The sequence below is a fragment of the Corynebacterium yonathiae genome, assembly GCF_027570195.1.
GTDB lineage: Bacteria > Actinomycetota > Actinomycetes > Mycobacteriales > Mycobacteriaceae > Corynebacterium > Corynebacterium yonathiae.
On the sequence record NZ_JAKMUZ010000007.1, the window covers coordinates 63,033 to 77,078 of the forward strand.

The 14,046-nt window shown below is 59.5% G+C and carries 14 protein-coding genes and 1 tRNA gene; 8 read left to right on the forward strand and 7 right to left on the reverse strand.

Going from position 1 to position 14,046, the window contains the following annotated elements; genetic code table 11:
* Positions 1-29: 29 nt before the first annotated feature.
* The 5 genes from L8V22_RS04995 to L8V22_RS05015 all read left to right on the forward strand — a co-directional run bounded on the left by L8V22_RS04995 (position 30) and on the right by L8V22_RS05015 (position 4,767).
* Positions 30-815, forward strand: coding sequence for a (Fe-S)-binding protein (locus L8V22_RS04995; protein WP_238801088.1), 786 nt, complete (start codon positions 30-32; stop codon positions 813-815).
* On the forward strand, positions 815-2,320 hold the full coding sequence (locus L8V22_RS05000; RefSeq protein WP_049361405.1) for a lactate utilization protein B: 1,506 nt from the start codon (positions 815-817) through the stop codon (positions 2,318-2,320). The genes L8V22_RS04995 and L8V22_RS05000 overlap by 1 nt, the downstream gene beginning before the upstream one ends.
* Positions 2,317-2,937, forward strand: coding sequence for a LutC/YkgG family protein (locus tag L8V22_RS05005; protein WP_238801047.1), 621 nt, complete (start codon positions 2,317-2,319; stop codon positions 2,935-2,937). Before L8V22_RS05000 ends, L8V22_RS05005 begins: the two co-directional genes overlap by 4 nt.
* Before the next feature lie 119 nt (positions 2,938-3,056).
* Positions 3,057-4,640: an alpha/beta fold hydrolase gene (locus L8V22_RS05010; protein WP_238801048.1), complete on the forward strand. Its 1,584-nt coding sequence runs from the start codon at positions 3,057-3,059 to the stop codon at positions 4,638-4,640.
* Between the two features lie 53 nt (positions 4,641-4,693).
* A tRNA-Arg gene (locus L8V22_RS05015) sits at positions 4,694-4,767 on the forward strand.
* Between the two features lie 93 nt (positions 4,768-4,860).
* Here L8V22_RS05015 and L8V22_RS05020 read toward each other — a convergent pair.
* Positions 4,861-5,658, reverse strand: a complete 798-nt coding sequence (locus L8V22_RS05020) for a MerR family transcriptional regulator (RefSeq protein ID WP_255711771.1) — start codon at positions 5,656-5,658, stop codon at positions 4,861-4,863.
* A gap of 97 nt (positions 5,659-5,755) precedes the next feature.
* Here L8V22_RS05020 and L8V22_RS05025 point away from each other — a divergent pair, with 97 nt between their 5' ends.
* The 3 genes from L8V22_RS05025 to L8V22_RS05035 are packed head-to-tail and all read left to right on the forward strand — an operon-like array spanning position 5,756 to position 8,334.
* Positions 5,756-6,262, forward strand: a complete 507-nt coding sequence (locus L8V22_RS05025) for a hypothetical protein (RefSeq protein WP_238801050.1) — start codon at positions 5,756-5,758, stop codon at positions 6,260-6,262.
* Between the two features lie 2 nt (positions 6,263-6,264).
* Positions 6,265-7,164 (forward strand): ABC transporter ATP-binding protein, encoded by a 900-nt coding sequence (locus L8V22_RS05030; protein WP_238801051.1) that lies wholly within the window; start codon positions 6,265-6,267, stop codon positions 7,162-7,164.
* 3 nt (positions 7,165-7,167) lie between these two features.
* The gene (locus L8V22_RS05035; RefSeq protein WP_238801052.1) at positions 7,168-8,334 is read left to right on the forward strand and encodes an ABC transporter permease; all 1,167 of its coding nucleotides are present in this window, start codon (positions 7,168-7,170) and stop codon (positions 8,332-8,334) included.
* Positions 8,335-8,389: 55 nt separating this feature from the next.
* Here the strand turns inward: L8V22_RS05035 and L8V22_RS05040 are convergent, their stop codons facing one another.
* The 6 genes from L8V22_RS05040 to L8V22_RS05065 form a co-directional block, all read right to left on the reverse strand.
* Positions 8,390-8,593 (reverse strand): hypothetical protein, encoded by a 204-nt coding sequence (locus L8V22_RS05040; RefSeq protein ID WP_238801053.1) that lies wholly within the window; start codon positions 8,591-8,593, stop codon positions 8,390-8,392.
* Positions 8,594-8,701: 108 nt separating this feature from the next.
* Positions 8,702-9,001 carry a molecular chaperone GrpE gene (locus L8V22_RS05045; RefSeq protein ID WP_238801054.1) on the reverse strand — a complete coding sequence of 100 codons (300 nt, stop codon included), beginning with the start codon at positions 8,999-9,001 and terminating at the stop codon, positions 8,702-8,704.
* Between the two features lie 5 nt (positions 9,002-9,006).
* Positions 9,007-9,513: a MarR family winged helix-turn-helix transcriptional regulator gene (locus tag L8V22_RS05050; RefSeq protein WP_238801055.1), complete on the reverse strand. Its 507-nt coding sequence runs from the start codon at positions 9,511-9,513 to the stop codon at positions 9,007-9,009.
* A 5-nt stretch (positions 9,514-9,518) separates the two neighbouring features.
* Entirely contained in the window at positions 9,519-12,104 is a 2,586-nt protein-coding gene (locus L8V22_RS05055) for an AAA family ATPase (RefSeq protein WP_238801056.1), read from the reverse strand.
* Positions 12,104-13,222 (reverse strand): metallophosphoesterase family protein, encoded by a 1,119-nt coding sequence (locus L8V22_RS05060; RefSeq protein ID WP_238801057.1) that lies wholly within the window; start codon positions 13,220-13,222, stop codon positions 12,104-12,106. The genes L8V22_RS05055 and L8V22_RS05060 overlap by 1 nt, the downstream gene beginning before the upstream one ends.
* On the reverse strand, positions 13,222-14,043 hold the full coding sequence (locus L8V22_RS05065) for an SWIM zinc finger family protein (RefSeq protein ID WP_269966412.1): 822 nt from the start codon (positions 14,041-14,043) through the stop codon (positions 13,222-13,224). The genes L8V22_RS05060 and L8V22_RS05065 overlap by 1 nt, the downstream gene beginning before the upstream one ends.
* Positions 14,044-14,046: the final 3 nt, after the last annotated feature.

A 14,046-nucleotide genomic window follows, 5' to 3' on the forward strand; every position in this document is an offset into this window, starting at 1 on the left:
CCATGTCAAAAATCAACGAGGAGCACCGTATGCGCATTGCGCTATTTTCCACTTGCATTGGTGACGCCCTTTTCCCGGACGTACAAAAGGCAACGGCACTGGTTCTCTCCCGCTTGGGCCACGAGGTGGTCTTCCCGGAAGAGCAGACCTGCTGCGGCCAGATGCACATCAATACCGGCTACCAAAAGGAAACGTTGGGCATGATCCGCTCCTATGCGGATGCCTTCGCGGATCCCTCTATTGACTACGTAGTTGCAGCCTCCGGCTCCTGCGTGGGTGCCGTTCGTGAGCAGCACGAGCGCATCGCCGACCGCTTCGGCAACGCCGCCGACGTCGACGGCGCTCGCAAGACCACCCAGAAGACCCTGGATCTACCGGAATTCTTGGTAGACGTCGCCGGCGTGACTAATGTGGGCGCATTCTTCCCCCACCGCGTGACCTACCACCCCTCCTGCCATGGCTTGCGCTTCCTGAAGCTGGGCGACCGCCCCCTACAGCTGCTCCAGGAGGTTGAGGGCATCGACCTGGTCACCCTTCCTAATAAGGAAGAATGCTGCGGCTTCGGCGGTACCTTCGCAATTAAGAATGCGGAAGTATCCCGCGCAATGGTCACCGATAAGACCCGCCATGTAAAGGAGACCGAGGCTGAATACGTCACCGGCGGTGACTCCTCCTGCCTGATGAACATCGGTGGTGCCCTGAGCCGCCAGCGTTCCGGTATCCGCGCCGTTCACATGGCTGAAATCTTGGCTTCTACCAAGGAGCACCCATGGACTCCTACCTCCGCCGCCTACTCCAAGGAGACGATGCTCTAATGACCTCTTTCCTCGATACCACCCCACCGCGTGCACCGGAAGGCTACGGTAACCTGCGCGGCAGCAAGGCCTTTGTTCCCCTCGCACACGTTGGCCTAAATAACGCCACCCAGCGCCACAACCTGCAGCATGCCACTACCTCCATTCGTGAGAAGCGCTCTGGCGCTGTAGAAGAGCTTGATGATTGGCAGGAGCTGCGCGCTGCAGGCTCCGCCATCAAGGAAGATGTAGCCGCTCGTATGCCCGAACTGCTTGAGCAGTTCGAAGAGGCTGTTAAGGCGCGCGGTGGCACTGTCCACTGGGCACGCGATGCCAAGGAAGCTAATCAGATCATCGAAGGTCTGATTCGTGCCACTGGCGAGACCGATGTGGTCAAGGTTAAGTCCATGGCCACTCAGGAGATCGGCATGAACGAGCACCTGGAGGCAGCGGGCATCAACGCTCGCGAGACCGACTTGGCAGAGCTCATCGTGCAGCTAGGCGAGGATAAACCATCCCACATTCTGGTTCCGGCTATCCACCGCAACCGCGCGGAGATTCGCGATATCTTCGTCAATAAGATGCCGAATACCGATGACTCCCTGCAGGCAGAGCCTGCCGAGTTGGCAGAGGCATCCCGCCAGTTCCTGCGCGAGCAGTTCATGAAGGCAAAGGTGGCAATCTCTGGCGCCAACTTCGGCGTGGCAGAAACCGGCACCATCAACATCGTGGAGTCCGAGGGCAATGGCCGCATGTGCCTGACCCTGCCGGAGACCCTAATTACCGTGATGGGCATTGAAAAGCTGGTTCCTACCTTCCAGGACTTGGAGGTCTTCCTCCAGCTGCTGCCGCGTTCTTCCACTGCAGAGCGTATGAACCCATACACCTCCATGTGGTCCGGTGTTACTGAGGGCGATGGTCCACAGAACTTCCACCTAGTACTGCTGGATAACGGCCGTACCGCCGCCCTGTCCTCCCCAATCGGCCACCAGGCCCTCAAGTGCATCCGTTGCTCGGCTTGCTTGAATGTTTGCCCAGTCTACGAGCGCGCTGGCGGCCACGCCTACGGTTCGGTTTACCCTGGCCCGATTGGCATTTCCCTGACTCCGCAGCTCACCGGCATGAAGGACCATAACGATCCTTCCGCAAGCCTGCCTTATGCCTGCTCGCTGTGTGGCCGCTGCGACGAGGTTTGCCCGGTTAAGATTCCGCTTTCTGACGTCATTTTGGAAAACCGTCACCAGAAAGTCACCCACGCTACCCCGCCGATCGAGCCGAAGCTCTTCAAGACCATCCAGCTGCTGTGGAGCAATCCGAAGCTGTGGAACAAGGCAACCCATATGGTCGCCCTAGGCCGAATTTTGGGTGGCACCAACAAGACCATCGAATCCCTGCCACTGTTTATGTCCGGTTGGTCTGAAGGCCGCGATACCGCGGTTCCACCAAAGAAGTCCTTCCGCCAGTGGTTCGAGTCCGAAGAAGGCAAGGAACTTCTTGCCGAGGCCCGTGAGGAGTCCAAAAAGTGAACGCAAAGCAGGAAATTCTAAACCGCATCCGCTCCGCCCAAAAGCAGGCTGGTCTTCCCGACCACGTTGATGCCCCGCGCGACTACCAGCACGAAGGCACCCTGAACGCGGACGAACTGCGCGATATGCTCATTGACCGACTCGAGGACTACAAGGCCGAGGTGCACGTCACCGAGGAAGGCGAGCTGAAGCAAGCCATCGCCAAGATCCTTAAGGATCGCGAGTGCAACGACATCCGCTATGCCGAGGGCATGGATGCCAGCCTATTCGAAGGCTTCGACGCGAAGCCGGACGATAACAGTGTCGATCCGCGCACCCTCAATGAGACCGACGCAGTGGTCACTTATTCCCATGTCACCTCCGCCCAGACCGGCACCATCGTGCTCGAGTCTGATGAACGTTGCGGTCGTCGCGCGCTCACCCTAGTTCCGGATCGCCACCTGTGCATCGTCCACCAGGATGAGATCGTCTACGGCATCCCCGAGGTCATCTCCCGCATGGATCCAGAGAAGCCTGCAACCTGGATTTCCGGCCCTTCCGCCACCTCTGATATCGAGCTCACTCGTGTCGAGGGCGTACACGGCCCACGTGACCTCATCGTCCTCATCGTCAAGTAGGTTACATAGCCCTCGCCCCCGGCCGGTGAGGGCACCCACCTGCTGTGAAGATGATGCTAAAAGCATCAAAGAAGCATAGGCTAGGTCTACCAGTTGTTTTTATTCTGGAGACCTAATCTATGCTTTCTTTTTCTTCTAAGCTTGCGGCCACGCTCGGTGCTGCTGCGGTCACCATTGGTGTTACTGCACCGATTGCTACGGCCGCAACTGCATCCGCACCGCTGGAAACCAAGCCCGCTATTTCCTGGGAGGACTGCCCCGAGCAGGTAGATATCGACTCGGCCGAATGCGGACGCATCGAAGTCCCTACCTATTATGACAACCCGAAGGCCGGCACCATTAGCGTCGGCTTCGTGCGGGTGCCCGCCGCCAACCCTGGCGCCCGCCGTGGTGCGTTGTTTACCAACCCTGGTGGCCCAAGTGGCGATGCTTATGGATGGGCCGGCAATAGCGCTGTTCCGTGGCCACAGGCCGTGCGGGATGAGTGGGACACCATCGGTGTACAGCCACGCGGTCTTCCAGGCTCCACCCCAGTCAAGTGCGATGCCACGGCCACCAGCGACCCGCTCCAGGGAAGCCTCCAGGTGGGAAAGCTCACCCGCGATGCCTGCGAAAAGCACACCCCGGGCTACACCAACTCACTGACCACCGCGAATACCCTGCAGGATTGGGAGATGGTGCGCCGCGCCTTGGGCGAGGACAAGATTGATATCGCCGGTACTTCTTATGGCACCTACCTCGGTTCCGCTTACGCCACCAAATATCCAGAGCACACCGGCAAAGTCTTGTTGGATTCCGGAATGAGCCCCAAGCTGGCGTGGAATGGCATCTTTGCTTCGCAACAACGCGGCTATGAAAAGGGACTGCACGATCTCTTTGGGTTCATCGCCAAAAATGATGCCAAGTACCACCTCGGCACCACCCCGCTGCAGGTCTATGAAAAATGGTCTCAAAAGGTAGCTCGTGAGGCAGGTGTACGCCCTACCGTCTTGCCACCGAACGCCAAGATTGGTGACCTACCTCCAGGACTCGAATTTGCCGGCCAGCCCGGTGCGGACATCATGTCCGCCACCGGCCCACTTCGCGTGCAGGCGGAGTTCCTCAGCCAGAAGATTCAAAACCCCAATGCTGTGCAGGTTTCCTCCCCGTTGTTGGGCATGACGCGCCTCCTCGTTCCGGTTCCTTCGCAGTGGGATGCCTTTGCTAAGCACTTGAATGGCAGCGAGCCTATGGATGCCGCGCAGTCCGCCCCAGAGGCAACGCGCAAAGAGCAAGAGTCCCTAGCCCAGGCAATGAATATGCAAAACCTCATTGTCTGCAATGAAAACACTGTGCCTGGAAATCCGCTGCTGTACCCGAGCTACCTGTGGGCCAATTTCGTCAGCGTTGATCCCTTCACCCTCATCAACTCTCTCTACGGCTCCGGCGCGGGCTGCGGTGGACGTGCGCCGGTCACCGGCCAGGCGCCTCTCGACGGCTCCAAGCTCGCCACCAAGCCCCTCCAGATTCAAGCAACGGGCGACCCACAAACGCCGTACCAATACCACACGAGCCTCTCCAAGCCGATGCAGTCGCGTGTGGTCACCGTCCACGGCCCTGGCCATGGGCACTTTGCCTCCGAGAATAAGGTTGTCGATGACATTGGCGTGCACTATTTGCGCACCGGCGAAGTAACTACTGCCGACGCCCCTGGCCTGATTTAGTCCCCCACTACCCCATGCGCTAAAATCACATCGTTGGGAATTTTCCCAGCGATGTCTCCGTAGCTCAGCGGATTAGAGCATCGGTTTCCGGTACCGAAGGTCGCAGGTTCGATCCCTGTCGGGGACACGGTCACCGCTGGACACCAGGATTTCTTGGTGGCCAGCGGCTTATTTATTATCTATCGGCCCGTTCAGCCTCCCCTAGCGATTCCCGCTACCCCTATGCCCACTCCGGGTTTGCGGTATCCACCCCTTGCTCCTTTGCCGCATATTCAATCGCATCCGCCAACCACTGGGCAAGCCCCTCCTGCTGTGCCTCATAGTGGTCGCGGAAGCGCTCATCGGCAACATACCCGCGTGAAATCAGGAAATGCTTCGCCGGAGTAACCGGGAAGAAGGAACTGAGTGCTGCGCGGTGCTTCTCGACGAGCCCCTGCGCCACCTCCGAATCCACTGCTACGCCGTCGGCCACAGCTTGGGCTAATTCTTTTTCTACCTCAACTACACCTGCTTGGGCGTTACTCCAATTCTCCTTCGACCAGCCCGCGGTGCGCTGTTGATACATGGCCCAATCCTTACTCGATCCGTAGGCCTCTTCAGCCTCTTGCTGATGCGCGGCGAAGTTGGCATCGCCGACAATTTGTCCTATTTCTTCAGTGGTGAGCTTTCGGTTATTCATTGCGTCCTCCATCAAGGTGTCAATCGCTGCCAGCATTTTGGTGAGGTTGTCCCGCTGAGCAAGCAAGCTTTCCCTCTGCCTCTGCAAATGTTCTACGTCAGAGGCATCGCCATCTAGCAGCTGTTTAATATCGGTCAATTTCATACCGGTGGCGCGGTAGATCAGAATCTTTTGCACCCGTGCGCAGTCCGCCTCGGTGTAGAGCCGGTAGTTGGACCAGCTGCGCCACGTAGGAGACAGCAAACCTTGCGCCTCCCAGTGATGCAGAGTGCGCACCGTAATGCGGAAGAGCGCTGCTACCTCGCCAACGGTATAAAGAACTTCATCGATGTCGTCCATGACTTCATTGTCGCGCCTCACGCTGCGTCAGGGTCAACCCAGACAACATCTCCAGAAACACTTGCCAGAGTGTTGGGTTTATGCAACACTTGGGTGCATGACAGCAAACGAAGCCCCTGTTTCAACAACGATCCGCGCCGAGCGGTTCCGCCGCCCCGGCCCCACCCGTGGATTAATCGCGTCAATGTATGGCTGCGTAGCCGTATCCGCGATCTTCCTGCTCATCGCCCTGGCTCTTTCCTCCTACTGGGCCCTCTTCGCTATGTCTATAGCAATCGTGCTCTCGTGCGTCCCGTGGACCATTCTGCGAATTTCCATCGACTCCAAGGACACGAAGCCTCTGACCTCTCTCGATGAATATGAAGCGCAGACCCTCGATCAATGGCGCCGCAGGGCCTTCAAGCTGTCTACTTCCCTACTATTTGTCGGCGGGTTTGCCACGCTCCTCACGGGAAATTGGTTCCTCGGAGGAGGAATTACTGGAACTATTGCAACCAAATACCTCCTAGGAGCTGGCTACTTCCTGCTCTTTAGCTACTTCATCTCTGCCACCCTGCCCGCTGTCGGCTACGCACTGACCTTCAACCAGAACTCGGAGAATTAAACATGCCCACCTTGACCATTGACCACCTCAATAAGTCCTTCGGGGAGACGCAAGCCCTGCGGGATATGACCTTTAGCGTTGGCAAGGGCGAAATCTACGGGTTCGTCGGCTCCAACGGCGCCGGAAAGTCCACCACCATGCGCATTGCGCTTGGTGTGCTGGCGAAAGACTCCGGCGAAGTCTATTTCGATAATGCCCCAATTAATGACGATAATCGCCGCCGCATCGGTTATATGCCAGAAGAGCGCGGACTCTATGGCAAGGAACCGCTGCTTAGCCAGCTGGTCTTCCTTGGCACGCTGCACGGTATGGATATAGCCGCCGCCAAGCGGGCCGGCGCGGAGCTCCTTGAACAGCTGGGCCTGGGCGAGCGCATGGACGATAAGCTCGATGACCTCTCTTTGGGCAATCAGCAGCGAGTACAGCTCGCAGCCTCCCTTATCCACGACCCAGACATGCTGATTCTGGACGAGCCTTTTTCCGGGCTGGACCCAGTAGCAGTCAACGTCATGTCAGACATGCTGCGCGAGCGCGCCAACCGTGGCGTGCCCGTCATTTTCTCCTCGCACCAGTTGGACTTGGTGCAGCGCTTGTGTGACCGCGTGGGCATTGTGACGAAGGGGCACATGGTGGCCGAAGGGGGCGTCGATAAGCTGCGCAGCCAAGGCCCTCCTCGCTTCGAGGTCGCTACCCCAGCACGCGGCTGGTATCCGGAAGGAACCGAGTTGGTGGCAGAGACTGCCGACGCCGTGGTACTCCAAGCAGATCCCAGCGTCGATGACCAGACAATCCTACAAGCCGCATTGGCTGCAGGCCCGGTCCATTCCTTCGGCCGCAAGATCCCAGACCTGACCGAGCTATTCCAGGACGTTGTCACCAGCAACCAGAATGAGGAGGCCTAAGCCATGCAGTATTCCGCAATGAAGACCATCGGAGTTGTAGCCAAGCGTGAAATGGCAGTCGCGCTGAAGTCGAAGATGGTAGTGGGCACTATGCTGCTCCTCATCCTTGGCGCCATTATCGCCCCAATTGCTATCAGCTTCTTCAGCGGCGATGATGAACCTGATTCCGTAGCCGTCGTGGGGCTGGAAGCGACTGCCTTTGCTGATTCCGGCATCGATGCCACCGCGGCGAAAGACCGCGCGGAAGCCCAGCAATTGGTAGAAGATGACGAGGCCGATGCCGCGCTCGTTCCGGCAGAGAGCGAAGGCTGGGATCTTTTGAGCAAGGGTGATACGCCTGCCACGGTAACGACCACCGTCAACCAAATCGTTTCTTCTCAAGCACAAGCAACGGCGCTGGATAAGCTCAATATTGACCCGCAAGAGCTAGAGAAGGCTACCCCTTCGACCGCCGTAAATCAGGTGAACCTAGAAGAAGAGGATGGCACTGAACAGAAGATGGCCGGCGTTGCCACCGTCTTGATCGGAGCCATGGTGGTGGTCTTTTCCATCATGACTTTCGCTGGCCTGATTGGCGGCCGCGTCACGGAAGAAAAATCCTCCCGCGTGGTGGAAATCATCTTGTCTTCCGTGCGCCCAGTGGACTTCCTGGCCGGCAAGATTTTGGGCAATACCATCATCGGTTTCTTGGCCACCCTTCTCATTCTAGGCGGTGGCGCAATCTCGCTTGCAGCGTCAGGCCTGGCTAGTGACCTCGAGCTAGATTATGGCTTGGTAGCCGTCCTCCTTGTGGGCGAGATTCTAGGCCTGCTTTTCTTTGGCAGCCTCTACGCTGCAGCCGGCTCGATGGTGCAGCGCACCGAGGATCTCCAGTCCACGCAGGCACCGATTCTGTTTCTTGTCTTTGCCACCATGTATGTACCAATGTTCGGCTGGATGCACCTGGATGCCACATGGATGCAGGTTATGACTTGGTTGCCGCCGGTTTCCATGCTGGTCGCTCCGATGCAGGTGGCCGGGGGCAACCTCAGCTGGTTGGGCTTGCTGGCTAGCTACGTGCTCATGGCTGTAGTGACTGCACTGATTATCGTGCTAGTCGGTCGCATCTACCGCCGCGCGATTTTGAATAATGGACGCAAGATGACCTGGCGCCAAGCCCTGGGCAAATAAAAACAATCCGGCTCCCCGCCGTGTGCGGGGAGCCGGATTCTTCTATGTGCCGAAGCTACTGAGTAATGAACTCGTTGGTGATCGGCTGGGTGATGTCCAAGGTGCCGTGCTCGATGTAGTACATACCGAAGAACATGGCAGCCACCATCACCAGGGCCAGCAGCATGGAAGGAATCCACTGAAGGAATACGGGAACCCAGCCATTGCCCTTATCGCGGGCTGCTGCTTCGCGCTGTTCCTGAGCCTCACGCTCGTTCATAATGATAAAACCTTTCGATCCACCGAGGATTAACTACGGATATCTTAACAGTTAAGTCCGCCGAAGGCCGCATTCCTCGCACTTTTGATTGACGCCGAAACTTCGCCCTTAAATTCCAGGGTCTTCGTTATTGAGCAGCGCTTCTACGAAAGACTCGCGGTCCGCGAGCATGCGCTCAATGTCCTCTTCCGCGCCAACAATCCATAGCTCGGTGTCTTGGTCATAGGTCAGCGCAGAGTCTGGGTAGGCCTCTAATGCCTCTTCCATGGCGGTGACTTGTTCCTCGCTAGCCGTATCCTCCAAGTGCGCCTCGGGGTCACCGATGCGCGGGCTAAGCTCCTCCAGCGCAGTGATGCCATAGGTTTGATATTGCTTCTTTGGGTGCTCAAAGAGCTCTTGGCCCATCATGGAGCTCAATCCTTTCCGTGTAGTAGTGAATCCGGCACGTACCCTTCGTAGCCTGGCAGGTTAGTTACCTGCACAACTCCGGTGAAAAAGCGCTTAAGGGCCGGGATATCCTCGGGCTCAAGGTGATCAAAGACCATGCGTCGCACCGATTCCACGTGTTCGGGGGCGGCGCGCCGTAGGTGTTCTAGGCCGGCGTGGGTTACGCACACATTGATTCCGCGGGCGTCTTCCTCGTCGGGTTCTTTAAACAATAGCCCGCGCTTTTCCATGCGGGTTACCTGGTGCGAGGCCCTAGAGCGGTCCCACTCCAGCTGCGTACACAACTCACGCAGGCGCAGGCGCTCCTCGGGTGCCTCTGAAAGAGCGACTAGCACGGCGAACTCGGAGGCAGAAACTTCTCCGCCGGCTTTCAGCGTTTCATCCATTCCCCTATCAATTTTGCGCACAGCGGCAAGCAACAGACGCCATAGCTCCTGCTCTTCATCGTCTAACCAGCGAGTTTGATAAGGCATGGAAACTAGATTACCCCCTTGAGGGAAGCTATGCCGCGCTCATCGCGCCCCGGCACCCGCGAGTAGCGCTCTGGCATGCAGGTAAAGACCAATACCTGATTGTCCCGGCCGACATGGGAAAAAAGCGTGGCCATAAGTTGCAGACGATGCGCGTCGGTAGAGCCCAGCGCATCGTCGACGATGACGGGCACCGATTCCGTTCCCACCAGCTGCGCAATGGCAAAGCGGGTAAGAATGGCCAGTTGCTCGCGGGCGCCACCAGAAAGGCTAGCCAGACTTACCGTCTCATTGCCTTGGGTACGGGCGGTCACACGGAGGTCCTCGTCCAGCTCGAAGGTGATTTCGCCACCGTAAACGGTGCGCGCCAACTGTGAGAGTGCGGCCACAAAGGGCGCGGCGTAGCGCTGGCGGGCGGCATCGCGGTGCTTGAGCAATACTTCGCGCAGGTAACGTGCTGCTTGGGCGCGCTTGTCGACGCTCTCGTGAACTGCCCGGGCCATCTCTACCGCCGCGGTGGCCTGCTGTGCGCGTTCGGCGGCGCCGGAGTGGAAATTCACCTCGCTAGAGAGCCGACCGAGGTCTACCTCGCAGCGCTGGATGCGCTCGGTGAGGTAGTCCAGATGAGACTGCGCTCCTTCTAGCAGCGAATTGGCAGTCTCAAGATCTACTGCTTCCATGTGCTCCAGCTGCCCGCGCAGGTCCGCGACGGTGGCTTGCAAGCGGGTGACCTCGGCGTGGAGAGTCTCATCGGTGGCGCGCTCGCGCGCAGAGGCGAGCTCGCGGGTCACTCGCTGCGCATTTTCGCGTGCGGCGTCTAGTTCGGCATCTAAACGCACTACCTCGTGAGCAAGGCGGCTTTCGCGAAACGGCACGAGCTCGCGGTCAATGGCATCCACCTTCTCGCTAGCTGCTTCCTCCGCGGCTTCGACGGCAGGAAGGTCTACTTCGGCGGCGTCTTCCAGATCCGCGACCTTCTCGGCCAGTGCGGAATGTTGGGAACGCAAGTCGGCCAAATCATCTGGACCCAGCTCTGCGCTGAGTGCGCGGCTGGCGGCATCGAGGGCGTCGTTTTGTGCACGGTGCGCCTCATGGGCTTCCTCGGCCGCGGCCACTGATTCCACCCCGAGGGTATCGAGCAGATCCCGCAACCGCACGCGCGCCTGTTCCACATCGCGCTGGGTGTCCTCAGCCGAGTAGGATCCAACGGAAAAGCGGGCGGTGATATCACCGATGGTGATAACGCGAGAATCGACGAGCTCGATGGCTGTGTCCTCCCCCACCTCGACATCGTCGCCATCGACGCGAATGGTAGACCCCGCCGGCCCAGAGAAGTGCACCTTGGCGGCCGCAGCCTCGTGCAGGCGCTCTGCTACCGAAAGGGCCGAGTCGGCCTTATGCAGACCGGTGATATCCGCCGCGGTCACCTCGCGGCCGCGCTGCGCAACGATGGAACGGGCTTGGTCCACCTCGGTGGCAAGGGCGCCAAGCGATTCTAGCCGGGAACTGAGCTGCTCAAACTTCTGCTTATCCTGCAGCCGTCGCGCCTGCTTAAGAGTGCTGCGGGCTGCGGCATAGTCCTCTTTCGCCTCTGCTAGGCGCTTTTCCAATCTTTCCTTTTCCGCGGCCTCCTGCTTAGCCTTGTCTTGGGCGGCAGTGAGCTTTTGCTGGGCAGCCTCGGCAGCCTTGGCGGATTTATCGGCCGCGGTGACGAGCTCGGCGCGCTCGGCGACTGCGGTTTGCGCGCGAGCAAGGTCGTCCGTGGCATGCTCAAGCGTGGCTTTATGGGAGTCCAGCTTGGCCTGCGCGGTCGCTGCCTCTTTAGAATCGGCCTGTTTTTGTGCGAGATCCGCGCGCGCAGCGGGAAGTTCTGCTTGGGCAGCATCTTGCTCGCGCTCGAGTTGCTCATAGCGCTCCACCACGGAATCAAGCTCGCGCAGTACGCGGGTGGCCTCTGCGTATTCTTCTTCGGCGCGGGAGAGGGCTTCGGCGGATTCCTTGTACTCGCCTGCCGGATTCCCCTTCGCGGCGGTGAAGTAGCGCTGGTATTCCTTATCCACGCGGGCAAGGAGCGCGGAATCGTCGCCGGAGACCTCTTCCTCGGCCAGGCCGGATTCGCGCTCTAGCGCCCGGGTGAGGCTAGGAATACCGACGGCCGAGATGGCCTCGCCGGTGTCGTCTTGGCGCATAAAGAGGGCGTCGACAAGCGAGCGATCCAAGTGCTCAGAGAGGATCCGTTCCAGCTCATCATCGGCCTGGCTGCCGGTAAATTGCGCCGGCCGTGGAGAAGAAATATTCAGCTCGCAGGATTTCTTGGACAGCCAGCGCTTGGCAATGCGGAAGCGGTAGTCGCCTACGCTTAGCTCAGCCATAGCCTCTGGGGCGACGTCCTTTCCCACCGGTTGCAGGGCGCGAATGCGCTTGGAGCGGCCGCTGTGCTTTTCAGTGAGCACCACGTCGAGCGCCTCCACGATGGTGGACTTGCCGGCCTCGTTCTCGCCGTGAATGACCACGACGCCGGTTTCTGGCAACTCATCCAGGACCAGGTGCTCAATGCCGCGGACGTTGGTGAGTTCTAGGCGGTGGATGCGCATTAGGACTGTCCCTCCAGGCGGAATAGCAGGTTGGCAGCGTCGCGAGCGACGGGATCCTCGCGGTTATCCAGTAGTTCTTGCAAGGCCTCGGCCGCGTAGCCAGAAATATCGAGGCTGGCCAGTTCTTCCTCGTTGGGCTCAAGGTAGAGATCCATGGTGCGCTCGCGGGGGCGCAGGGAGGCAAATACGGCTTCATACTCCTCCAGGCCGCGTTGCAGGCGGGCGTGGGCCTCGACCCCGAGAGTGCCGCGCAGGCTATATTTCACGGCCGTGCGCACCTTATCCGGGTACTCGCCAAGACGCGCGAGGAAGCGGTCCACATCCGCAGCGGAATCCACGGCGGCATCAACGGCCTCAAAGGTCCAGCATCCGATGCGGCGCTTCTCGATGTCCACCTCATCTCCCACACGCACCACCAGCGCATTGCCGGAATCCGATTCGCCGCCACCGGTGCTCGTTTCCTTATAGTCCGTGGTCTCCGGACTGCCGGAGAACCACACTCGGCCGGTGGTGCCGAGGCTTGCGGTGGAGTGGGTATCACCGAGCGCTAGGTAGTCGATGACCCCGCGGTCCAGGCAGTCCTCGACGAAGGCAAGGTCGATGGTATCGGCGTCATCCTCGCCGGAGCGGGAATCCACCTGGCCGTGGCCGACGGCGATGCGGATGCCCGCGGCCGGCTCCAACGGTTCGAGCGCTTGGCGGACCAAGTCGTGGTTTGCGCGCTTGGACAGGTACGGCGCGCCAACCAGTTCCACGCCGGGGGCCGCCTCGATGGGCTCCGAGTCTGCTATGACGTGGATATTGTCCGCGCTGGTCTTATAAAAGACCGAATCCGCCACCAGAGGGTCGTGGTTGCCGGGCAGGACATAGACCGGCACCGGCAGGCGCTTGAACATCTCCGTGGCGCGGGCGAGGATTTCGCGCGAGAGGGCATTGTGTTCAAAAACGTCACCGGCGACGACGATGAACTCCGCGCCGGTGTCCTCAGCCAGCTCGCCCAGTCGCATGATGGCGGCCTCGCGGTCATCATTAAAACGGCCTTGGGCCTCTCCCTTAAGAAACCACCGGGTCATGCCCAGCTGAAAATCGGAGGTATGGATAAACGTGGTAGCAGTCATTAGTGCGTGAGGTGGTAGTAGAGGTCTTCAATATCGGATACCGCGCGGAGAAGATCCAGGTTGGTATGCGAGACCGAGCGCATGGCCTTGCGCAATAGGTCCGGATCGGAGTCATCGATAGCCGGGGCTACCTTGGGCTGCGGCAGCTTGGGCAGCTCACGGCCGTTCCAGAAGATGTCATTCTTTTCTTCCTCTGACAGATCGCTTGGGGTAAAGCTTTCGCGGCTAACGGTCTTAGCTTGCTCTAAGACCATGCGCTCCAGGCGGGCGAAGTCCAGACCGCGCATATTAAAAATGACGGCTGGGTCCGCATCTGCGCGGGTAGCGAGCTTATCTCCTACCGCCACGATGTGCTTGCACACGTACTCGCCGTCCGGGCAGTCGCAGGTCAAGCGCAGGTCTTCGGCCTCGGGGGCGAAGAGGGTGTCTAGGGCGGCGTCGGCAAGCAGGCCTTTGCGTGCATTAGCAACGGAGTTGGGGGTGCGGGCGAATTCGGTGGCCAGCTGGGCAATATCGTCATTATTGCGGTATGGCAGCTGGATGAGCACCGCGAAGGGTTCATTCTGGGAGCCGGCCACGCGGCCGTGGATGGCGCCGTTGCGCACCTCCAGTCCTACGACGTGGCCGCCCTCGGCATACTGGCGGCCGCGGGTAATCCGGCCCCGATCCGCACCGTGGGAGGTAAAGGCCGCGATACGCGAGGCCGTCGTGGACAGAATGCGTCCGCTGCGATCAACGTGATTGACCTCGTCCGGGGTACTTACCCGCTTGCGGGTACCAAAATTGGCATAGATGACGTTGTCATCGCCTTTGACAGCCATGGC

Coding starts and splice junctions, on each gene's coding strand:
- L8V22_RS05030 (WP_238801051.1), top strand. CDS start 6,265: ATGCCCACCTTGACCATTGACCACCTCAATAAGTCCTTCGGGGAGACG.
- L8V22_RS05045 (WP_238801054.1), bottom strand. CDS start 9,001: ATGATGGGCCAAGAGCTCTTTGAGCACCCAAAGAAGCAATATCAAACC.
- L8V22_RS05060 (WP_238801057.1), bottom strand. CDS start 13,222: ATGACTGCTACCACGTTTATCCATACCTCCGATTTTCAGCTGGGCATG.
- L8V22_RS05055 (WP_238801056.1), bottom strand. CDS start 12,104: ATGCGCATCCACCGCCTAGAACTCACCAACGTCCGCGGCATTGAGCAC.
- L8V22_RS05000 (WP_049361405.1), top strand. CDS start 815: ATGACCTCTTTCCTCGATACCACCCCACCGCGTGCACCGGAAGGCTAC.
- L8V22_RS05010 (WP_238801048.1), top strand. CDS start 3,057: ATGCTTTCTTTTTCTTCTAAGCTTGCGGCCACGCTCGGTGCTGCTGCG.
- L8V22_RS04995 (WP_238801088.1), top strand. CDS start 30: ATGCGCATTGCGCTATTTTCCACTTGCATTGGTGACGCCCTTTTCCCG.
- L8V22_RS05035 (WP_238801052.1), top strand. CDS start 7,168: ATGCAGTATTCCGCAATGAAGACCATCGGAGTTGTAGCCAAGCGTGAA.
- L8V22_RS05020 (WP_255711771.1), bottom strand. CDS start 5,658: ATGGACGACATCGATGAAGTTCTTTATACCGTTGGCGAGGTAGCAGCG.
- L8V22_RS05040 (WP_238801053.1), bottom strand. CDS start 8,593: ATGAACGAGCGTGAGGCTCAGGAACAGCGCGAAGCAGCAGCCCGCGAT.
- L8V22_RS05050 (WP_238801055.1), bottom strand. CDS start 9,513: ATGCCTTATCAAACTCGCTGGTTAGACGATGAAGAGCAGGAGCTATGG.
- L8V22_RS05065 (WP_269966412.1), bottom strand. CDS start 14,043: ATGGCTGTCAAAGGCGATGACAACGTCATCTATGCCAATTTTGGTACC.
- L8V22_RS05025 (WP_238801050.1), top strand. CDS start 5,756: ATGACAGCAAACGAAGCCCCTGTTTCAACAACGATCCGCGCCGAGCGG.